Source organism: Rhodococcus sp. 14C212, from assembly GCF_011058195.1.
GTDB classification, from domain to species: Bacteria; Actinomycetota; Actinomycetes; order Mycobacteriales; family Mycobacteriaceae; genus Rhodococcus; species Rhodococcus aetherivorans.
On record NZ_JAALEH010000098.1, the window covers coordinates 1 to 21528 of the forward strand.

The 21528-nt window shown below is 72.4% G+C and carries 15 protein-coding genes and 2 pseudogenes; all 17 read left to right on the forward strand.

All coding sequences use genetic code 11. The annotated features are described in order from the left end of the window. On the forward strand, nt 1–1404 hold a 1404-nt coding region (locus G6038_RS26190), incomplete at its 5' end, for an iron ABC transporter permease (RefSeq protein WP_240918745.1). A 98-nt stretch (nt 1405–1502) separates the two neighbouring features. Then, complete coding sequence (locus tag G6038_RS26195; protein ID WP_240918747.1) at nt 1503–2498, forward strand: iron chelate uptake ABC transporter family permease subunit; 996 nt, start codon at nt 1503–1505, stop codon at nt 2496–2498. Continuing rightward, entirely contained in the window at nt 2495–3418 is a 924-nt protein-coding gene (locus G6038_RS26200) for an ABC transporter ATP-binding protein (RefSeq protein WP_165041178.1), read from the forward strand. Before G6038_RS26195 ends, G6038_RS26200 begins: the two co-directional genes overlap by 4 nt. Before the next feature lie 9 nt (nt 3419–3427). After that, entirely contained in the window at nt 3428–3850 is a 423-nt protein-coding gene (locus tag G6038_RS26205) for a BlaI/MecI/CopY family transcriptional regulator (RefSeq protein ID WP_165041189.1), read from the forward strand. A 17-nt stretch (nt 3851–3867) separates the two neighbouring features. Next, nucleotides 3868–4821: a M56 family metallopeptidase gene (locus G6038_RS26210; protein ID WP_165041191.1), complete on the forward strand. Its 954-nt coding sequence runs from the start codon at nt 3868–3870 to the stop codon at nt 4819–4821. 70 nt (nt 4822–4891) lie between these two features. Beyond that, nucleotides 4892–6343, forward strand: a complete 1452-nt coding sequence (gene gndA / locus G6038_RS26215; protein ID WP_165041193.1) for an NADP-dependent phosphogluconate dehydrogenase — start codon at nt 4892–4894, stop codon at nt 6341–6343. A gap of 42 nt (nt 6344–6385) precedes the next feature. Beyond that, complete coding sequence (locus tag G6038_RS26220; protein ID WP_165041195.1) at nt 6386–7249, forward strand: DMT family transporter; 864 nt, start codon at nt 6386–6388, stop codon at nt 7247–7249. 10 nt (nt 7250–7259) lie between these two features. Beyond that, on the forward strand, nt 7260–8699 hold the full coding sequence (locus tag G6038_RS26225) for a GuaB1 family IMP dehydrogenase-related protein (RefSeq protein ID WP_165041197.1): 1440 nt from the start codon (nt 7260–7262) through the stop codon (nt 8697–8699). 287 nt (nt 8700–8986) lie between these two features. Continuing rightward, entirely contained in the window at nt 8987–10360 is a 1374-nt protein-coding gene (locus G6038_RS26230) for a hemolysin family protein (RefSeq protein WP_165041199.1), read from the forward strand. Further along, complete coding sequence (locus G6038_RS26235; RefSeq protein WP_029543826.1) at nt 10357–11442, forward strand: hemolysin family protein; 1086 nt, start codon at nt 10357–10359, stop codon at nt 11440–11442. Before G6038_RS26230 ends, G6038_RS26235 begins: the two co-directional genes overlap by 4 nt. A 106-nt stretch (nt 11443–11548) precedes the next feature. Further along, complete coding sequence (locus tag G6038_RS26240) at nt 11549–12469, forward strand: 3-methyladenine DNA glycosylase (protein WP_346772925.1); 921 nt, start codon at nt 11549–11551, stop codon at nt 12467–12469. Between the two features lie 120 nt (nt 12470–12589). Further along, nucleotides 12590–15694 carry an AAA family ATPase gene (locus tag G6038_RS31970; protein WP_165041202.1) on the forward strand — a complete coding sequence of 1035 codons (3105 nt, stop codon included), beginning with the start codon at nt 12590–12592 and terminating at the stop codon, nt 15692–15694. Between the two features lie 97 nt (nt 15695–15791). Next, nucleotides 15792–17210, forward strand: coding sequence for an FAD-binding oxidoreductase (locus G6038_RS26250; protein WP_165041204.1), 1419 nt, complete (start codon nt 15792–15794; stop codon nt 17208–17210). A gap of 34 nt (nt 17211–17244) precedes the next feature. Beyond that, nucleotides 17245–18645 carry an NAD(P)-binding protein gene (locus tag G6038_RS26255; RefSeq protein WP_165041206.1) on the forward strand — a complete coding sequence of 467 codons (1401 nt, stop codon included), beginning with the start codon at nt 17245–17247 and terminating at the stop codon, nt 18643–18645. Nucleotides 18646–18684: 39 nt separating this feature from the next. Then, nucleotides 18685–18877: pseudogene (locus G6038_RS31635) on the forward strand (3-methyladenine DNA glycosylase); the annotation flags it as partial. Between the two features lie 77 nt (nt 18878–18954). Continuing rightward, the gene (locus tag G6038_RS26265) at nt 18955–21147 is read left to right on the forward strand and encodes a malate synthase G (protein ID WP_165041208.1); all 2193 of its coding nucleotides are present in this window, start codon (nt 18955–18957) and stop codon (nt 21145–21147) included. 106 nt (nt 21148–21253) lie between these two features. Next, nucleotides 21254–21528 (forward strand): annotated as a pseudogene (locus G6038_RS26270) (hypothetical protein); the annotation flags it as partial.

The window sequence follows — 21528 nt, forward strand, 5'->3', positions numbered from 1 at the left end:
CCCCCGGACACGCCGGCCTCCGCGGCGGCGCCTCCCTCGCACGCCCGACGCCTCGTCGCCGAGGCCCTCGACCTGGCCCTGCTCGCCGTTCCCGCCGGCATCGGCCTGCTGCTCGTACAGGCACTCGCCGACGCCAACGGCGGGGGGCAGACCGACCGGGTCGTCTTCGGTGGCACCGCACTCGCCGCCACCGTCGGCCTGCAATGGTGGAACCGCGGGTACCGCGAGGGCAGCACCGGATGCAGCCTCGGCAAACAGTGGACCGGCCTGATCACGCGCGACGCCGCGAACAGCGGCCCGGCCGGCACGCGGCGCAGCCTGCTGCGGCGCGGCACCGAGGTCGTCACCGACCGCGTCGCCGCCGCCGAAGGCTTCACCCCCCGCGCCGCCGACACGAGCGTCGCGGCGCTCCGCCGTCGCCGGCTCCTCGGCCTGCTCGCCATCGGCGTCGTGCTCGGGGTGGTGCTGCTGGCCGGGATCGCCGTCGGTGCGCGACCGATGACCATCGCCGAGGTCGTGCACGCGCTGACCGTCGACGACGGCTCCGACACCGACGTCATCGTGCACACCCTGCGGATCCCGCGCACGGTCCTCGGACTCGTGGTCGGCATCGCACTCGGCGTCGCGGGCGCCCTCATCCAGGGCCACACCCGCAATCCGCTGGCCGACGCGGGACTGCTCGGCCTCAACGCGGGCGCGGCGTTCCTGGTGGTGCTCTCGATCTACCTGCTGGGCATGTCGACGCCCGCCCAGTACCTGTGGTTCGCCTTCGCCGGGTCCCTCGCCGCCAGCATCGTGGTCTTCGGTCTGTCCTCCCTCGGTGGTGGCCGCGCCGGGCCGCTGAGCCTGGCCCTGGCCGGCGCCGCGGTCGCGTTCTTCCTGCAGGCCATGACCCATGCGGTGGTGCTGCTCGACCAGACCACCCTCGACGGATACCGATTCTGGATCGTCGGCTCCGTCGCCGGGCGCGACCTCGAGGTGCTGTGGCAGGTGCTGCCGTTCCTCGCGGCCGGGCTCGTCGTCGCGGTGGTCAACACGCCCGGCCTCAACGTCCTCGGACTCGGCGAGGACGTGGCCCGCTCCCTCGGCACGAACGTCGTCGCGGCCCGCACCGTCGGCATCGTCGCCATCACCCTGCTCACCGGCGCGGCCACTGCGGCGTGCGGACCGATCGCGTTCATCGGGCTCGTGGTGCCGCACGTGGCGCGCGCCGTCACCGGACCCGACTATCGCTGGCTGGTCCCCTATTCCGGCCTGCTCGGCGGCGCGCTGCTCGTCCTCGCCGACGTGATCGGCCGGATCGTCGTGCGGCCCGGCGAACTGCAGGTCGGCATCGTGCTCGCGCTGATGGGGGCGCCGTTCTTCATCGCCCTCGTCCGCCGGCGCCGGCTGGTGGCGCTGTGACCGCGCCCGCGACGACGCACCCCGCACCGGACCGGCCGACGGTCCCGTCCCGCCCGGCCCTGCGGCTCGGCCCGGTCTCGCTCGTGTGGCGCCCGCGCATGGTGGTCGTGTGCCTGGCGCTCGTGGTGGCGACGTTCCTGCTGCTGTGCGTGGGCCTCGGCCGGGGCGACTATCCGCTGTCGGTGCCGCAGGTGCTCACCGTCCTCGCCGGCGGCGGGGAACAACTCGACCGGTTCATCGTGCTCGAGCTGCGGCTGCCCCGCGGCCTGGCGGCCGTGCTCGTCGGCGCGGCCCTGGCCGTCTCCGGGGCGCTGACCCAGACGGTCTCGCGCAATCCCCTGGCCAGCCCCGACATGCTGGGCATCACGGCCGGGGCGAGCGCGGCCGCCGTCGCCCTGATCGTCGCCTCCGGGTCCGGAGTGCTCGGCGGGGCGCTCGGCGCGCTCGGCCTGCCGCTCGCGGCGCTGCTGGGGGGCCTGCTCACCGCGGCGGCGGTGTACGTGCTGGCCTGGCGCGGCGGCGTCGAGGGATTCCGGCTGGTCCTGATCGGCATCGGCGCCAACGCCCTGTTCGTCGCGCTGACCAACTGGATGCTCGTCTCGGCCGACATCAACGACGTCTCGCAGGCCCAGGTGTGGCTCACCGGGTCGCTCAACGGCGCCGGGTGGTCCCAGGTGGTGCCCACGGCGCTCGCGCTCGCCGTGCTCGGCGGCTGGCTCGTCACCGGCGCGTTCACGATGGGCGCGCTGCGGCTCGGGGACGACACCGCCCACTCGCTCGGGGTGCGGCTGCAGACCCGGCGGGCGGTGCTGCTGCTCTCCGCGTGCGCGCTGGCCGGGATCGCCACCGCGGCGGCCGGCCCCATCGGGTTCGTCGCATTGGCCGCCCCCCAGGTCGCGTTGCGGCTGGTCCGCTCCCCCGGTCCGCCGCTGATCGCCTCGGCCCTGACCGGGTCGGCGCTCGTCGTCGCGGCCGACATCCTTGCCCGGACGGTGCTGCCGGTGGCCCTGCCCGTCGGGCTGGTCACCTCCGCGCTCGGCGGTCCGTTCCTGCTGTATCTGCTCGTGCGCTCCAACCGAAAGGTCTCCGTATGACCGGCATCTCCCGCGACGTCGGCACGCCGGCAGCCCCGCCGGCGGCGGCCGCGTCGCCGCGGCTCGTCGCCGAGCACCTGGCCCTGGGCTACGGCGACCGGCTCGTCGTCGACGACCTGGATCTGACCGTGCCCACCGGCGTGATCACCACCGTGATCGGTCCCAACGGTTGCGGCAAGTCCACCCTGCTGCGGGCCCTGGGCCGGTTGCTGCGCCCGCGTCGCGGCACCGTGCTGCTCGACGGGCACGCGATCTCCTCGATGCGCACCCGCGACGTCGCGCGGGTGCTGGGGATGCTGCCGCAGGCCCCCGTCGCGCCGGAGGGCCTGACCGTCGCCGACCTCGTCGCGCGTGGGCGGCATCCGCACCAGTCGTGGCTGCGCCAGTGGTCCGCCGACGACGAGGGCGAGGTCGCCGTCGCGCTGGAACGCACCGGCATCGCGGATCTGGCCGACCGTCCGGTCGACCAGCTCTCGGGCGGGCAGCGGCAGCGGGCGTGGATCTCGATGGCGCTGGCGCAGGGCACCGACATCCTGCTGCTCGACGAACCGACCACCTATCTGGATCTGGCGCACTCGGTGGAGGTGCTCGACCTCGTCGACCGCCTGCACGCGGAGCTGGGGCGCACCGTGGTGATGGTGTTGCACGATCTGAATCTCGCGATCCGCTACAGCGACCATCTCGTGGTGATGAAGGACGGGCGGATCGTGCGGTCGGGGACGCCGGCGGAGGTGATCACCGAGGAGTTGCTGCGGGAGGTGTTCGCACTCGACGCGGCGGTGATCGACGATCCGGTCTCGGACCGGCCGCTGATCGTGCCGATCGGCACCCGCCACGTCGTCGGCACCGCGGGCGGCCCGGCCGCCACGAGAACACGTACTACTTCGGGTAGTACGACACGCTCGTCGGAGACCCGGTAAACTCGTGTCATGGCAGCACTCGGAGAACTCGAACGCGCAGTGATGGACCACCTGTGGTCCTCCACCGAACCCCAGACCGTCCGGCAGGTCCACGAGGCCCTCGCCGCCCGGCGCTCCCTCGCGTACACCACCGTCATGACCGTTCTCCAGCGCCTCGCGAAGAAGAACCTCGTCATCCAGCAGCGCGACGACCGGGCCCACCGCTACGTGCCGGTGCACGGCCGCGAAGAACTCGTCGCCAGCCTCATGGTCGACGCCCTGGATCAGGCCGACGAGTCCGCCGGCCGGGTCGCCGCCCTCGTCCACTTCATCGGGCGGGTCAACCCCGACGAGGCCGCCGCGCTGCGCGAGGCCCTCGCCGCCCTCGAGACCGCGGAGGCAGGGCACGCCCGTCCCGCCGTCGCCGACCCGGGTACCGGTCGGGCGAGCTGACTGGCACACTCGGTGCCATGAACGCGACCACTGCGCTGGTCTTCGGCCTCCTCGCGCTGCTGCTGGCGGGGCCGGTACCGGCCCTGCTCAGTCGTGCCACCTGGCCGTACCGCAACCCCCGCGCCGCCCTGGTGCTGTGGCAGGCGGTGGCCCTCGCGGCCGTGCTGTCCGCGTTCAGTTCCGGCCTGGCCATCGCGTCGCTGCTGCTCGTCCCCGGTGAGGACGGCCGCCCCACCACCGCCCCGCTGCAGGAGATCGACGCGCTCGGCCTGCCCCTGTGGCTGACCTACGTGGTGGTCTTCGCCCTCACCCTGCTGATCGGTGCACGGCTGATGTATTCGATTCTGCGGGTCGGCGTCCGAACCCGCCGCCGCCGGGCCCGGCACCGCATGCTCGTCGACCTGCTCGACCGGCGCGACAGCGGCGCGTCGGTGCGCCAGCTGTCCCACGTGCGCGTCCTCGACACCGCCGAACCCGTCGCCTACTGCCTGCCGGGCCTGCGGCACCGGGTCGTGCTCAGCGAAGGCACCCTCGACCACCTCGCCGACGACGAGATCCGCGCCGTCCTCGGCCACGAGCACTCCCACCTGCGGGCCCGGCACGACCTCGTGCTCGAGGCGTTCACCGCCGTCTACGAGGCGTTCCCCCGCTGGGTGCGGTCCAAGTCGGCGCTCGGCTCGGTGCAGCTGCTCGTCGAGATGCTCGCCGACGACTCCGCCGTGCGCGTCACCGGCCCCACCCCGCTGGCCCGGGCCCTGGTGGCCTGCGCCGGCGCCCGCACCCCCCAGGGCGCCCTCGCCGTCGGTGGGCCCTCCACGCTGCTGCGGGTCAAGCGCCTCGCCGAACCCGGACCCGACCTGCGCACCGCCGTCATCGCGTACGCCGCCGCCGCCGCGATCCTCGTCGTGCCCACCATCGCGGTCGCCGTGCCATGGCTGACCGAACTCGGCCGTCTGCTGCGCGCCTGGTGAACCGGCGCCGGCCCCACCCGTAGCACGCCCCCGATTTCGATCCCGTCCGGGTTCGGGGGAAGCTGTACCCATGACCGTCGAACGCACCGAGAATCCCCGCGCCCAGATCGGCGTGACCGGCCTGGCCGTCATGGGATCGAACATCGCCCGTAACTTCGCCCGCCACGGCCACACCGTCGCGCTGCACAACCGCAGTGTCGCCAAGACCGACGCCCTGCTCGAAGCCCACGGCGACGACGGCGACTTCGTGCGCACCGAAACCATCGACGAGTTCGTCGCCGCCCTGCAGAAGCCGCGCCGGGTGCTCATCATGGTCAAGGCCGGCGAGGCCACCGACGCGGTCATCGAGGAACTCGCGAACGCGATGGAACCCGGCGACATCATCATCGACGGCGGCAACGCCCTCTACACCGACACCATCCGCCGCGAAGCTTCGCTGCGCGAACGCGGCCTGCACTTCGTCGGCGCCGGCATCTCCGGCGGCGAGGAAGGCGCCCTCAACGGCCCGTCGATCATGCCCGGTGGCCCCACAGAATCCTACGAGGCCCTCGGCCCCCTCCTCGAGTCCATCTCCGCCCACGTCGACGGCACCCCGTGCTGCACCCACATCGGCCCCGACGGCTCCGGCCATTTCGTGAAGATGGTGCACAACGGCATCGAGTACGCCGACATGCAGCTCATCGGCGAGGCCTACAACCTGCTGCGCGACGCCCTCGGCTACGACGCCACGACGATCGCCGACGTGTTCTCCGAGTGGAACACCGGCACCCTCGAGTCCTACCTGATCGAGATCACCGCCGACGTCCTGCGCCAGACCGACGCCACCACCGGCAAGCCCCTCGTCGACGTCATCGTCGACGCCGCCGAGCAGAAGGGCACCGGCCGCTGGACCGTCAAGTCCGCCCTCGACCTCGGCGTCCCGGTCACCGGCATCGCCGAGGCCGTGTTCGCCCGCGCCCTGTCCGGCTCCCGCACCCAGCGCGCGGCGGCCCGCGGCCTGGCCTCCGGCACCCTCGGCGACAAGCCCGCCGACGCCGCACAGTTCACCGAGGACATCCGCCGCGCCCTGTACGCGTCGAAGATCGTGGCCTACGCCCAGGGATTCGACCAGATCGCCGCCGGCAGCGCCGAATACGGCTGGGACGTCGACCGCGCCGCCCTGGCCACCATCTGGCGCGGCGGCTGCATCATCCGCGCCCAGTTCCTCAACCGCATCAAGGAGGCCTACGACGCCGACCCGCAGCTGCCCAGCCTGATCCTCGCCCCCTACTTCCGCGAGGCCATCGAAGCCGGCATCGACAGCTGGCGCCGCGTCGTGGCCACCGCCACCATGCTCGGCATTCCCATCCCCGCGTTCGCCTCGTCGCTGTCGTACTACGACGGTCTGCGCGCCGAACGTCTGCCCGCCGCCCTCACCCAGGGCCAGCGCGACTTCTTCGGCGCCCACACCTACGAGCGCATCGACGCCGACGGCAAGTTCCACACCCTCTGGAGCGGCGACCGCAGCGAGATCCGCGCCTGACCGCGCCCCCACCGGCGCCGCCGTAGGGCATAGTTTGTGCACATGAGCGGCACCGTCACGGCGTCCGTCGTGTGCGCGCTGGCCGCCGCGATCCTGTTCGCGGCGGCCAGCGTCGCCCAGCAACGCTCCGCCGAAGCCGTCCCCGCCGGCGAACCCCTCGTCGCCGCCCTGATCCGCACCCCCCGCTGGTGGGCCGGGGTACTCGGGGACGGCGGCGGCTACCTGCTGCAGGTCGCCGCGCTCGCCCTCGGGCCGGTCCTGGTGGTCCAGCCGCTGCTGGTGTCGTCGCTGCTGTTCGCCCTCCCCCTGTCCGCGGCGTTCTCCGGGTCTCGCATCACCCGTCCCACCTGGCTGACCGCGGCGGCGCTGTGCGCGGCTCTCGTCGTGTTCCTCGTCGTCGGCGACCCCACCGCCGGGGAGATCGACGCCCCCTGGCACGAGTGGGCGCTCCCGCTCGGCGTGGTGTGCACCGTCGTGCTCGCCGCCACCGGGATCGGGCTGGTCGGCCGCCACCCCGGCACCCGGGCGCTGGCGCTCGGCGCGGCCAGCGGTCTGCTCTACGGCGTGGCGGTGGCGTTCACCAAGTACGTCACCGACCTGTTCGAGCACGGCCTGCGCCCCGTGGTCGGCGCCTGGCAGACCTGGGCCCTGGTCACCGCCGGCCTCCTCGGCGTCTACCTGCAGCAACGCGCCTTCCAGGCCGGCCCGCTCGCCGCCTCCCTGCCGGCCGTCACCATCGGCGAGCCCCTCGCCGCCGTCTTCCTCGGCATGACCGTCCTCGACGAACGGCTCCGGGTGGACGGCCCGGGACTCGCCCTGGTCGTCGCCTCGGTGGTCGTGATGCTGACCGCCACGGTGGCGCTCTCCCGCAGCCAGGCCCGGCTCACCGCACCCGCCGGCGCGTAGCATTCGCCGGGTGCGCTTCCTCGACGGTCACCAGCCCCCGTACGACCTGACATACGACGACGTGTTCCTCGTCCCGGACCGGTCCGCCGTCGCCTCCCGGTTCGACGTGGACCTGTCCACGGTCGACGGCTCCGGCACCACCATCCCCATCGTGGTCGCCAACATGACCGCCGTGTCCGGCCGCCGCATGGCCGAGACCGTCGCCCGCCGCGGCGGGCTCGTCGTCCTCCCCCAGGACCTGCCGGCCGGCACCGCCGCCGAGACCGTCGCGTTCGTCAAGAGCCGCCACCTCGTCGCCGACACCCCCGTCACCCTCGGCCCCGAGGACTCCGTCTCCGATGCCCTCGCCCTGCTGCCCAAACGCGCCCACCGCGCCGTCGTGGTGGTCGACGAGAACCGCCGCCCCGTCGGCGTCGTCACCGAGGCGTCCTGCCGCGAGGTGGACCGGTTCGCGCGGCTACGCTCGGTCGCCATCCGCGACTTCGCCACCGCCCCCGTCGGCTCGTCCCCGCGGGAGGCGTTCGCGCTGCTCGAGGCCAAGCACGACCCGCTGGTGGTCCTCACCCACGACGACGGCACCCTCGCCGGGGTCCTGACCCGCACCGGCGCCGTCCGCGCCGGCATCTACCACCCGGCCGTCGACGCCGCCGGCGCCCTGCGTATCGGTGCCGCCGTCGGCGTCAACGGCGACGTCGCCGCCAAGGCCGCCGGACTGGTCGACGCCGGCGTCGACCTGCTCGTCCTCGACACCGCGCACGGGCACCAGGAGAAGATGCTCGACGCCCTGAAACGGATCAAGGCGCTCGATCTGCCCGTCCCGCTCGTCGCCGGCAACGTCGTCTCCGCTGCCGGCACCCGCGAACTGCTCGACGCCGGCGCGGACATCGTCAAGGTCGGCGTCGGCCCCGGCGCGATGTGCACCACCCGGATGATGACCGGCGTCGGGCGCCCCCAGTTCTCCGCCGTCGCCGAATGCGCGCGCACCGCCCGCGACCTCGGCGCGCACGTGTGGGCCGACGGCGGCGTGCGCCACCCCCGCGACGTCGCGCTCGCCGTCGCCGCCGGCGCCGCCAACGTCATGATCGGGTCCTGGTTCGCCGGCACCTACGAATCCCCCGGCGAACTGCGCTACGACGAGACCGGCCGGCCCTACAAGGAGAGCTTCGGCATGGCCTCCAAGCGCGCGGTGGCCGCCCGCACCGTCGACGACTCCGCCTTCGACCGCGCCCGCAAGGCCCTGTTCGAGGAGGGCATCTCCACCTCCCGCATCCGCATCGACCCGCAACGGCCGGGCGTCGAGGACCTGATCGACCACATCTGCTCCGGCGTGCGCAGCACCTGCACCTACGCCGGCGCCCGCACCCTCGAGGACCTGCACGAGCGGGCCGTGGTCGGGGTCCAGTCGGCGGCCGGCTTCGCCGAGGGGCGGCCCCTGCCCACCGGTTGGTGACCGCGGCCGCCGCTGCGGGGCCGGACACGGCCCGTAGAATGATGCCTCACCGTGAAACGCCCGCCCCTTTCGATGATCGGGCCCGACGAGAGGAACCCGGTGCCCGCGGCACCCACCACTTCGACACGACCCCTGGCCCCCGCGGCCGACGCGGAGTCCGACTCCGCCGGTTCGGAGGGCTCCCCTAGCGAGCCGGGTGACAAACCCGGCGGGACCCACCCGGCACCGGAGCGGAGCTCCCATTCGGCACCGGAGCGGAGCTGCCCTTCGGCACGGGGACGGTGCTGATGTCCGTCTTCCTGTCCATTCTCAGCCTGCTCGGCTTCATCGCCCTGACCGCGGGCACCGCCGTGTTCGTGGCGGCCGAGTTCTCCCTGACCGCCCTCGAACGCAGCACCGTCGACGCCCACGCCCGCGACGGTGACCTGCGCGCGCGGCAGGTACAGCACGCCCACCGCACCCTGTCCTTCCAGCTCTCCGGCGCCCAGCTCGGCATCACCATCACCACGCTGATCACCGGCTACCTCGCCGAACCGGTCCTCGCCCGGTTCCTCGACCCGCTGCTGCGCGCGGCCGGTCTCGGCGCCGGCGCGGCCTCCGGCATCTCCCTGGCCCTGGCGCTGATCATCGCCACGTCGTTCTCGATGATCTTCGGTGAGCTCGTGCCGAAGAACCTCGCCATCGCGCGGCCCCTGGCCACCGCCCGCGCCACCGCGGGTCTGCAGGCCGGCTTCTCGCTGGTCTTCAAGTGGGCCATCGTCGGGCTCAACGGCGCCGCCAACCGGATCGTGCGGCGATTGGGCATCGAACCGGCCGAGGAACTGCGCTCGGCGCGCTCCCCGGAGGAACTCGGTTCCCTGGTCCGGGCCTCGGCGGAACGCGGCGCCCTCGACGAGAACACCGCCTTGCTGGTCGGGCGCTCGCTGCGCTTCGGGGAACGCACCGCCGAGGACCTCATGACCCCGCGCGTGACCATCGAGTCTCTCGACGTCCACGACACCGTCCTCGACCTCATCGACGCCTCGTCGCGCACCGGCTACTCCCGCTTCCCCGTCGTCGACGGCGATCTCGACGCCACCGTCGGCGTCGTGCACGTCAAGCACGCGTTCACCGTGCCCGCGCGGCGCCGCGCCCACACCCAGCTGCGCACCCTCGCCCGGCAGGTGCCCGTTGTGCCGTCCACCCTCGACGGTGACGCGGTCATGGAACGGGTCCGCTCCGACGGCATGCAGGTCGCGCTCGTCGTCGACGAGTACGGCGGCACCGCCGGCATCGTCACCATGGAGGACCTGATCGAGGAGATCGTCGGCGACGTCCGCGACGAGCACGACGAACCCGAGCCCGAGGCGCAGCGCGTCGATCAGGGCTGGTCCTGCTCCGGGCTGCTCCGCGTCGACGAGGTGGCCCACCTGACGGGATACCTCGCCCCGGACGGCGAGTACGAGACCCTCGGCGGCCTGATCCTCACCGAGCTCGGGGAGATCCCCGCATCCGGCGACGAGGTGCTGCTGCCGCACCGGCCCGGCGACGCCGATCACCGGTGGCGGGCCCGCGTCCTCGACATGGACGGGCACCGCATCGACCGGGTCCTGCTCGTACCCGCCGACGAGCCCGCCTGCGAGGACCCCGCACCGGACGACGAGAAGGGGGACCGGCGATGAACGACTGGCTCGCGGTGCTGCTCACCGTCCTGCTGCTCGCCGGCAACGCCTTCTTCGTCGGCGCCGAGTTCGCTCTCATCACCGCCCGCCGCGACCGGCTCGAAACCCTCGTCGGGCAGGGCAAGAAGAGGGCACGGACCGTCATCGACGCGGGCGAGCACCTGTCGCTGATGCTCGCCGGGTCGCAGCTCGGCATCACCATCTGTTCGATCCTGCTCGGCCGCGTCGGCGAACCGGCGATCGCCCACCTGATCGAACAGCCCATGCATGCGCTCGGCGTCCCGGACTCCCTGCTGCACCCGATCGGCTTCGCGCTCGCCCTCGCGATCGTGGTGGTGCTGCACATCCTGCTCGGCGAGATGGTCCCGAAGAACATCGCCATCGCCGGACCGGAGCGCTCGGCGATGCTGCTCGTGCCGGCACATCTGCTGTTCATGAAGGTGGCCCGGCCGCTGATCGCCTTCTACAACCTGTGCGCCAACGTCAGCCTGCGGTTGCTGCGGGTGGAACCGAAGGACGAACTCGACGTCACCGTCACCGAGATCGAACTGTCCGAGATGATCGGCGAGTCCCGCTCCGAGGGGCTGCTGGACGAGGAGGAACACCGGCGCCTGACCAAGGCACTCGCGACGAGCGGACGGACCGTCGCCGACGTGACGATCCCCCTGTCCGGGGTCCGCACCGTCCCGCTCGGCCCGGCCGGCACCACCCTCGGGGCCGTCGAGCGGGCCGTCATCGAGACCGGCTACTCCCGGTACCCGGCGGAGACCCCCGCCGGGGAATTGGCCGGCTATCTGCACCTGAAGGACGTGCTCGACCTCGTCCGCGACGAGTCCGCGGGACCGGACACGATCATCGCGACCGCGGAGATCCGGCCGTTGCCGCCGGTGCCGGTCGACGCCCCCCTCGACGACGCCCTGTCGCTGCTGCGGCGCACCAGCTCCCACCTCGGCGGAGTCGTCGACGAGCACGGCCGGGTGATCGGCATCGTCGCGCTCGAGGATCTCGTCGAACAATTCGTCGGCACCGTGCGCGACACCACCCACCGGATCGCCGACCCGGGACCGGGACCCCGGACGTGAACCCCGCCCCGACCACCCCGGCGCCCGCCGGCCGGTGCCGTCCCGGCCGGCGCGGCACCGCGATGGAATCATTGCAGCACCGATGCAGTCGTTATGGGCGGGAACCGTGAGCGCGGTCCTCGCCCCCGAGCAGTGGCTGCCGCGCCGGGAGCGGCACCGCCACCGGCTGACGGCGCTGCTCGGCCCCTACCTCGACCGGCGAGCGCGCGGCGCCACCCACCCGGTGATCGACTTCCTGTTCACCTACTACAGCTTCACGCCGTCCCAGCTCATGCGCTGGCACCCCGGCTTCGGAACCACCCTCACCGGCTCCGCATCGGCGGAGTACGCCACCCTGCGGGGCTACCGGACCACCGGTACCGGGGTCACGGTCGACCCCACCCACCTGGCCCGGCGGTACGAAACCGTCCGATACGTCGCCGGCCTGCTCGAGGCCACCGCATCCCGGCCCGCGCACTTCGGCTGCTTCGGTCTCCACGAATGGGCGATGCTCTACCGCACTCGGCCCGAAGACGTCCGCCACAGCGCCGTACCCCTGCGTCTCGGGCACACCGGCACCGACGCCGTCGTCGAGTCGTTGCAGCTGCGCTGCACGCATTACGACGCGTACCGGTTCTTCACCCCGGACGCCGGCCCCCTCAACATCGAACCGCTCACCCGCGACGACCAGGTACAGCGGGAACAACCGGGCTGCCTGCACGCCGCCATGGACCTGTACAAATACTGTTACAAGCTCACCCCGCTGCTCGACTCGGACCTGACCGTCGACTGCTTCGAGCTGGCCTTTGCCGCCCGGGAACTCGACATGCGGGCCAGCCCGTACGACCTGAGCGAGTACGGCTACCCCCCGGTGCGGATCGAAACACCCCGGGGACGAGCGGAGTACGTCCGCGAGCAGACGGTCCTGGCCGAGCAGTCCACCGCGCTGCGCGCGGCGCTGCTCGACCGGTGCCACCGGCTGCTCGACGCCGACCGGGAGCACGCCGACCGGGAGCACGCCGACCGGGAGCACGCCGGCCGCCGCTGAGCGGACACCGCCGCCGCCTGCCCTCCTCCCGGGACGTCCCCGGCGCACGGCGCCGCACCCGGGACGATCGATATCCCTCCCCGCCGGGTCTACTCTGAAGTCTGGAGAGGCCACGACCCGATGCTGTACGTCTCCGTCCTGGGTGAGCAGTCGATCACCGACGACACGACCGGCGCCGTCGTGACGCGGTCCCCCCGCGGCACGACCCTGGTCGCCTTCCTCGCCCTCCACGCCGGGGTTCCACAGCCCCGCCAGCTCATCGCCCCCCTGTTCTGGCCCGACTCGACGACCGCCCAGGCCCTGACCAACCTGCGCCGCGAACTGCACCACCTGCGCCGCGCCCTCGACGACGACCCGGCCGTCGAGGTGACCTCCCGGGATCTGTGCTGGCGCGACACCGAGACCAGCCGGGTCGACCTACGGACCTTCACCGTCGAGTACCACGCCGCCCGGGCCGCCGCGACGAGCGGCGACGACGAGGCGGCGCTGCGGCACGCCACCACGGCGCTCGCCGAATACCGCGGCTACCTGCTGCCCGGCATGTACGACGACTGGATCCTCGAGGCCCGTTCGGCTCTCGAACGACACTGCGTCGACCTGTGCGATCTGCTGTGCCGGCTGCGGGCCCGCACCGGCGACCTCCCCGGGGCGATCGACGCCGTCCGCCGCCGGATCCACCTGCGGCCCCTGGAAGAGGGCGGGTACCGCACCCTGATGAAGCTGCAGGCCGAGCACGGCGACCGCGCCGGCGCGGTGAGCACCTATCACCGTTGCGCCGCCCTCCTCGAACGTGAACTCGGGGTGGTACCGGACCCGGCGACACGCACACTCGCCGACCGCCTGCTCGCCCACGCGGCCCCCACCGCGGCCGCCCGCCCGACCGTCGAGCCGGCGGCCGGGCGGCCCGGACTCGCCGCCCCGGCACTCGTCGGCCGCTCACACGAACTCCGTCGGCTGCACGAGGCGTGGCGCACGGCCGCCGCCGGCCGCCCCACCCTCGTCCTCGTCACCGGCGGCGCCGGCGTCGGCAAGACCCGCCTGGTCGCCGAGATCGCCGACACGGCCCGCGCACAACCCGCGGTGGTGGCGAGCACCCAGTGCTTCGGAACGGCCGGACGGCTCGCCCTCGCCCCGGTAGCGGACTGGCTCCGCACCCCCGCGGTGCAGCCCGCGCTCGCTGCGCTCGACCCGCTCTGGCGCGCCGAGGTCGACAGGCTCGTACCGTCCGGCACGACCCGCCCGGAACCCGGCGCCGGCTTCCGGGCGATGGTCGACGCCTGGCAGCGCCTCCGGTTCTTCGAAGGCCTGGCGCGGGCCCTGATCGGCGGCGGCCGCCCGGTCCTGCTGATCCTCGACAGCATCCAGTGGTGCGACCCGGAGACGCTGACGTTCCTGACGTTCTGCCTGTCCCTGACCCCCGACGCGCCCCTGATGGTGGCCGCGACAGCCCGCACCGACGACACCGACGAGAGCCGGGACCTCGAGCAATGGGCCGTCCGGATGCGGACCGCCGGTCTGCTCACCGAGCTGCCACTGCAGCCCCTGGGGGTCTCCGGCACCACCCGCCTGGCCGAAGCGCTCGGCGGGCGCCCGCTCGATCCGCAGGACGCCGAACTGCTGCACGCGACCACCGGAGGCTTCCCGCTCTACATCATCGAAGCGATGCACAGCGGACCGGGCCTCGCCCTCGCCGGCAGCCTGGCCGACGTGCTGCACGACCGGATCGGGCAGGTGAGCCCCGCCGCACGGGACGTCGCCGGACTCGCCGCGGCGGTAGGCCGCAACTTCACCCTCGATCTGCTCACCGAGGCCAGCGACCTCGACGCCGACGCCGTGGTGCGCGCCGTCGACGAGCTGTGGCAACGCAGAATCCTGCGACAGTTCCGCGACGGCTACGACTTCTCCCACGACCTGCTCCGCGACGCCGCCTACGCCCGGATCAGCCCGCCCAGGCGCTGGCTGCTGCACCGCCGTCTCGCGCAGAGCCTCGAATTGCTGCACGCCGACGACCGCGACAGCGTCTCGGCGCAACTCGCCGAGCAGTACGCCCGCGGGGGACGACCGGACCGGGCCGTGGCCTACTACCGTCGCGCGGCCGATGTCGCCTCGAGCACCTTCGCCCACACCGAGGCGATCCGACTGCACAAGAAGGCGCTCGCCGTCGCCCGCACCCAACTCGAGGGGCGCAGCGCCGCCGTACAGGAACTCGCCGTCCGCGAAGCGATGGCGGCACCGCTCAACGCCAGATACGGCTACTCCTCCCCCGAACTGCAACAGACCCTCGAGCGCTCGATCGGGCTGGCCGAATCCCTCGGCCGCAAGGACTCCCTCCTGGCCGGCCTCGTCGGGCTCTGGTCGTCGCGGTTCGTGCAGGGAAACATCGCCGGCGCCCACGAAGTGGCGACCCGCGCCCTGACCCTGGTCGACGCCGGCTCCCCGCTGAGCGGCTCGGCCCACTTCGCGTTCGCCGGTTCGGCGGTCGAGCTCGGCCGCCCCGAGGAGGCGCTCCACCACTTCGACCTCGCGGCAGCACTGACCCGGGGCGCTCCGTCGTTGACCGTCGGCACCCGGCCCGACGTGCACGGCAGCGCCTGGGCAGCACACGCCCACTGGCTGCTCGACCACAACGACGCCGCACTGACCTGCTGCAACGAGGCCGTCCGGCTGGCCCGGACGATCGACCATCCGTACAGCCTGGCCGTCGCCCTGGCCTACAGCGGCATCACCCACCACCTGCGGGCAGACCCCGCCGCCCTCGACGTCGCCGTCGCGGAACTGACCGACCTGTGCGTCCGGTACGGATTCGCCTACTACAGCGAGTGGGCGCTGATTCTCGGCGGTTGGTCCCGCGGCGGCGAGGCCGGCCTCACCCAGGCGCGGCGCGGCATCGACACGCTCCGATCGGCCGGTTCGTTCGCCCGGATGCCGTACTGGCTCTCGCTGCTCGCCGACCTGTCGGTGCGGGAAGGAGATCCCGGCGCCGCCCGCGCCGCGCTCGATGCCGCCCTCGTCGCCGGACAGGCCCGCGACGACCTGTGGTGGCTGCCCGAGGTGATGCGGATGCGCGCGGCGCACGACGACCACCAGGCCGCGATCGCGCGGCTGCGCGCCGCCGCCCGGACCGCGGCCGCTCACGGCAGTGCCGCCCTGCTCCGGCGCTGCGCGCGGGACCTCGCCGAACGCGGCGTTCACCTGCCGCTCCCGGGCGTTCCCCCGGCCCCGTGACCGGCTGGCGCACTCGAACGCTGCGCGAACGCCCCCCTTCCTAGGGTCGACGGTACAACGCCCGCACCGGCGAGCGACCGACCCGAAAGGGGCTCCCGTGACCACCATCTCGACCCGGTCGGCCGGCGCGGTGCCGTACGACGACCTGGCCGCGGCCCTGCGCGGCGACCTGATCACCCCCGGCGACACCCGCTACGACACGGTGCGTGCCGTCTACAACGGCATGATCGACAAACACCCCGCGGCGATCGCACGCTGCCGGGACGCCGCCGACGTCGTTTCCTGCGTCCGTTTCGGCCGCGCCCACGCACTCACCCTGGCCGTGCGCGGCGGCGGGCACAACGCCGGCGGCCTCGGCGTGTGGGACGACGCGCTCGTCGTCGACCTGTCCCTGATGCGCAGTACCACGGTCGATCCGGCACACCACACCGTCCGCGTCGACGGCGGATGCACCTGGGGCGACGTCGACCACGCCACGGTCGCCTTCGGCATGGCCACCCCGTCCGGCTTCCTCTCGTCCACGGGTGTGGGCGGGCTGACCCTCGGTGGCGGCATCGGCTACCTCTCCCGGCGCTTCGGGCTGACCGTCGACAACCTTCTGTCCGCCGACGTGGTGCTCGCCGACGGCACGCTCATGACGGCCGACGAGAGCTCGCACAGCGACCTGTTCTGGGCGCTGCGCGGCGGCGGCGGGAACTTCGGCGTCGTCACCTCCTTCACCTTCCGCTGCCACGACATCGGCGAAGCCGGCATGATCGTCGGCGGCCCGGTGCTCTACGACCTCGCCGACACCGCCGACGTCATGCGCTGGTACCGGGAACTGCTGCCGGCGCTCCCGGAGGAACTCAGCGGCTGGATCGCGCTGCTCACCGTCCCACCCGCCGCCCCGTTCCCCGAGGACCTCTGGGGCCGCAGGTGCTGCGGCATCGTCTGGTGCTACACCGGACCGCACGCCAAGGCCGACGAGGTGCTCGAGCCCATCCGGACCTACGGCTCGCCGCTGCTGGTCGGCCTGCACGACATGCCGTTCACCGTGCTGCAGAGCGCATTCGACGCCCTCTACCCGCCCGGCCTGCAGTGGTACTGGCGGGCGGACTTCTTCGACGAGATCACCGACGCCGCGATCGACGTGCACTGCAGGTACGGGCAGCAGCTGCCGACCGGTCACTCCACCATGCACCTCTATCCCATCGACGGCGCCACCGGCCGCGTCCCCGAGGACGCGACCCCCTTCGCGTACCGGGGCGGCGGATGGGCGGGGGTCATCGTCGGCGTCGACCCCGACCCCGCCAACGCCGACCTCATCACCCGGTGGGCCCGCGACTACTGGGAGGAACTGCACCCGACCTCCGCCGGCGGCGCCTACGTCAACTTCCTGATGAGCGAGGGACAGGACCGGGTCGAAGCCGCCTACCGCGGCAACTACGACCGGCTCACCCGGATCAAGCGGCGCTACGACCCGGACAACGTCTTCCACATCAACCAGAACATCCGGCCCGCCGCACCCGACCGGTAGCCCGGAACCCCACCTGCTCGGAGAGGAACGGGACATGCCCACCCACAGGCTGGAAACGGATTATCTGGTGATCGGCTGCGGCGCGGCCGGCATGGCGTTCGCGGACGCATTGATCACCGACTCCGACGCGGACGTCGTGATGGTGGACCGGCGGCACGCACCCGGCGGACACTGGCACGAGGCCTACCCGTTCGTGCGGCTGCATCAGCCGTCCGCGTACTACGGCGTCAACTCCCTGCCGCTCGGTACGGACACCATCGACGACGTCGGCCCGAACCGGGGCATGTACGAGCAGGCGGGCGCCCCCGAGATCTGCGCGTACTACGACCGCGTCATGCGCCGCCGTCTCCTGGCATCCGGATCCGTGCGGTACTTCCCGATGAGCGAGTACGTCGGCGGCCACCGCTTCGTCTCCCGGGTCTCCGCCGACCGGTACGAGGTGACGGTCCGCACGGCGCTCGTCGACGCCACCTACCTCGAGCCGGCGGTCCCGGCGACGTTCGCCCCGCCGTTCGACGTCGCCTCCACCGTCCGCTGTGTCCCGGTGAACGCGCTCGCGCAGATCGCCGATCCCGCCGAGCGGTACGTCGTCATCGGCGCCGGCAAGACGGCGATCGACGCGTGCCTGTGGCTGCTGCAGATCGGGGTGCCACCGGACGCCGTCCGCTGGATCAAACCGCGCGAGGCCTGGCTGCGCAACCGCTGGTTCGCGCAGGGCGGCGAACTGGTCGGCAACCTGATCGACGGACTCGCGCGGCAGATGGAAGCCGCAGCGCAGGCGACGAGCACGGACGACCTGTTCGCCCGGCTCGAGGCGAGTGAACAGTTGCTGCGCGCCGACGAGCGAGTCACCCCCACCATGTACAAGGGGCCGACGGCGAGCACCGCCGAACTCGCCCAGCTCCGGCGCATCCACGACGTCGTCCGCCTCGGGCACGTGCGGCGCATCGCACGCGACGAGATCGTGCTCGACCACGGGACGATCGGCACCGGGCCCGACCACCTGCACGTGCACTGTGCCGCCCCGGGCCTGAACCCGGCCCCGGCCGTCCCGATCTTCGAGGAGGGCCGCATCACGCTGCAACCGATCCGCACCGGGCTCATCCCGTTCAACGCCGCCCTCGTCGGATTCGTGGAGGCCACCGGCCGGGGCCTGGCCGAGAAGAACCGGCTCTGCCCACCGAACCGGCTACCGGACGTCCCCCTCGACTGGATCCACGGAACGCTCGTCGAGACGAGCGCCGAGTACGCGTGGTCGAAGGAACCGGACATGGCGGACTGGCTCGAGCGTTCCCGCCTCAACACGTCCCGGGGGCTCCGGGACCGCGCCGACACGCCCCTCGTCCGGGAAGCGGCGAGACGATTCGCCACCCACGTCCGCCCCGCCCTCGCCAACCTCACCGGACTGCTCGACGACGCCCGGCGGGCCGCGTGAGCGCCCCGCCGCCCCACCCGCCCGGGCGGGCCGGGTTCGCGGGCCACCCCGTATGATCTGAGCGATTACGGCTACTCGCCGATCACGATCGAGACTGCTTCCGGGCGCGCACAGTACGCCCGCGAGCGGTCGGCGCTCACCATCGCGCCGCGGCCCTGGAGAGGAGCTGCTGAATCGATGTACCGCCCCGGCGGCGGGTCGAACCGACCTGCCCGAAACTACCGGCGGGTAACGTGAGTGCTGTTCGTCGTGCTGCCCGTCGGCACCGCCGACGCGAGCGCACAGGTCCCGGAAAGAGTGAGGCAGGTAATGACTGAACGCGTGCAAGTCGGTGGACTCCAGGTCGCCAAGGTGCTCTACGACTTCGTCGTCGACGAGGCGATCCCCGGCACCGGGGTGGACGCGGCCGAGTTCTGGGCCGGGGCCGACAAGGTGATCCACGACCTCGCCCCCCGCAACCGCGCCCTGCTCGCGGTGCGCGACGACCTCCAGGCGCAGATCGACACCTGGCACCGCGACCGCAAGGGCCAGCCGCACGACGCCGCCGCCTACAAGGCGTTCCTCCAGGACATCGGCTACCTCGTCCCCGAGCCCGCCGACTTCCAGGTCACCACCGGCGGTGTCGACGCCGAGATCGCCACCACCGCCGGGCCGCAGCTCGTGGTGCCCGTCCTCAACGCCCGCTTCGCCCTCAACGCCTCCAACGCCCGCTGGGGCTCGCTGTACGACGCCCTCTACGGCACCGACGCCATCTCCGAAGAAGGCGGCGCCGAAAAGGGCACCGGCTACAACAAGGTCCGCGGCGACAAGGTCATCGCCTGGGCCCGCACCTTCCTCGACACCGCCGCCGCCCTCGCCACCGGATCGCACACCGACTCCACCCGGTACTTCGTCGACGGGGAGGAGCTGAAGGTCGAACTCGGCGACGGCACCGTCACCGCACTCGCCCAGCCCGAGAAGTTCGTCGGCTACCTCGGCGAGAAGGACGCCCCGACGTCCGTGCTGTTGCGCAACCACGGTCTGCACGTGGAGATCCAGATCGACCCCGAATCCCCGATCGGCAAGACCGATGCCGCCGGTGTCAAGGACGTCGTCCTCGAATCGGCCGTCACCACCATCATGGACTTCGAGGACTCCGTCGCCGCCGTCGACGCCGACGACAAGGTCATCGGCTACCGCAACTGGCTCGGCCTCAACCGCGGCGACCTCGCCGAGGAGATCTCCAAGGGCGGCAAGTCCTTCACCCGCGCCCTCGACGCCGACCGCGTCTACATCGCCCCCGACGGCTCCGACCTCACCCTGCACGGCCGGTCCCTGCTGTTCGTCCGCAACGTCGGCCACCTCATGACCAACCCCGCCGTGCTCGACGCCGACGGCAACGAGGTCCCCGAGGGCATCCTCGACGCGCTGATCACCAGCCTCGCCGCCGTGCACGGCCTGTCCGTCGGCGAGGACACCGGGCCGCTCGCCAACAGCCGCACCGGCTCGATCTACATCGTCAAGCCCAAGCAGCACGGCCCCGAGGAAGTCGCCTTCACCACCGAGCTCTTCGGCCGGGTCGAGGAGGTGCTGGGCCTGCCGGCCAACACCCTCAAGGTCGGCATCATGGACGAGGAACGCCGCACCACCGTCAACCTGAAGGCCTGCATCAAGGAGGCCAGCGAGCGCGTGGTGTTCATCAACACCGGATTCCTCGACCGCACCGGCGACGAGATCCACACCTCCATGGAAGCCGGCGCCATGGTGCGCAAGGCCGAGATGAAGAAGCAGACGTGGATCCTCGCCTACGAGGACTGGAACGTCGACACCGGCCTGGCCACCGGCCTGCAGGGCAAAGCCCAGATCGGCAAGGGCATGTGGGCCATGACCGACCTCATGGCCGACATGCTCGAACAGAAGATCGGCCAGCCCAAGGCCGGCGCCAACACCGCCTGGGTCCCCTCGCCCACCGGCGCCACCCTGCATGCCACCCACTACCACCAGGTCGACGTGTTCGCCGTGCAGGACGAACTGAAAGGCAAGCGTCGCGCCACCGTCGACGACATCCTCACCATCCCCCTCGCCCCCAGCACCGACTGGACCGACGAGCAGAAGCGCGAGGAGCTCGACAACAACTGCCAGTCGATCCTCGGCTACGTCGTGCGCTGGATCTCCCAGGGCGTCGGCTGCTCCAAGGTGCCCGACATCCACGACGTCGCGCTCATGGAGGACCGCGCCACCCTGCGCATCTCCAGCCAGCTGCTCGCCAACTGGATCCACCACGGCATCGTCACCGCCGACGACGTCGTCGCCTCCCTGCAGCGCATGGCACCCGTCGTCGACCGGCAGAACGCGGGCGATTCCACCTACCTGCCGATGGCCCCCGACTTCGACGGCAGCATCGCCTTCCAGGCCGCCAAGGAACTGATCCTCGAAGGCACCACGCAGCCCAGCGGCTACACCGAGCCGATCCTGCACCGCCGCCGCCTCGAGTTCAAGGCCGCCCACGGCTGCCGAGCCTGAGCCACGGCCACGGCCCCGATCCACCGGATCGGGGCCGTGGCGTCCCACCGGCCGATCACTAGACTCCGGGAACGGCGGGGCAGGCACGACGACAGGCAGGAAACACGTGGGTCGACATCGCGGCACGGGCCGCGCCAGAGGCGTCAGCAAGGGCCCGATCATTGCCGTCGCCGTAGCACTCGCACTCGTCCTCGCCACCGTCGGCTGGTTCCGCCTGCGCGAACGCATCGACGAGCAGGCCACCGAAGCCGCGCAGACCTGCGTCGAAGGCGACGCGCTCCTCGACGTCGCCGCCGATCCCGCCGTCGCCCCCACACTGACCACCCTTGCCGCCCGGTGGGTCACCGACACCCGCCCCGTCGTCCGCGACCACTGCATCGA

What these genes read in the sequence shown, in the direction of transcription:
- G6038_RS26210 (WP_165041191.1), top strand. Translation starts at nt 3,868, where the DNA reads ATGAACGCGACCACTGCGCTGGTCTTCGGCCTCCTCGCGCTGCTGCTG.
- G6038_RS26265 (WP_165041208.1), top strand. Translation starts at nt 18,955, where the DNA reads ATGACTGAACGCGTGCAAGTCGGTGGACTCCAGGTCGCCAAGGTGCTC.
- G6038_RS26235 (WP_029543826.1), top strand. Translation starts at nt 10,357, where the DNA reads ATGAACGACTGGCTCGCGGTGCTGCTCACCGTCCTGCTGCTCGCCGGC.
- G6038_RS26195 (WP_240918747.1), top strand. Translation starts at nt 1,503, where the DNA reads ATGGTGGTCGTGTGCCTGGCGCTCGTGGTGGCGACGTTCCTGCTGCTG.
- G6038_RS26220 (WP_165041195.1), top strand. Translation starts at nt 6,386, where the DNA reads ATGAGCGGCACCGTCACGGCGTCCGTCGTGTGCGCGCTGGCCGCCGCG.
- G6038_RS26255 (WP_165041206.1), top strand. Translation starts at nt 17,245, where the DNA reads ATGCCCACCCACAGGCTGGAAACGGATTATCTGGTGATCGGCTGCGGC.
- gndA (WP_165041193.1), top strand. Translation starts at nt 4,892, where the DNA reads ATGACCGTCGAACGCACCGAGAATCCCCGCGCCCAGATCGGCGTGACC.
- G6038_RS26200 (WP_165041178.1), top strand. Translation starts at nt 2,495, where the DNA reads ATGACCGGCATCTCCCGCGACGTCGGCACGCCGGCAGCCCCGCCGGCG.
- G6038_RS26205 (WP_165041189.1), top strand. Translation starts at nt 3,428, where the DNA reads ATGGCAGCACTCGGAGAACTCGAACGCGCAGTGATGGACCACCTGTGG.
- G6038_RS26230 (WP_165041199.1), top strand. Translation starts at nt 8,987, where the DNA reads ATGTCCGTCTTCCTGTCCATTCTCAGCCTGCTCGGCTTCATCGCCCTG.
- G6038_RS31970 (WP_165041202.1), top strand. Translation starts at nt 12,590, where the DNA reads ATGCTGTACGTCTCCGTCCTGGGTGAGCAGTCGATCACCGACGACACG.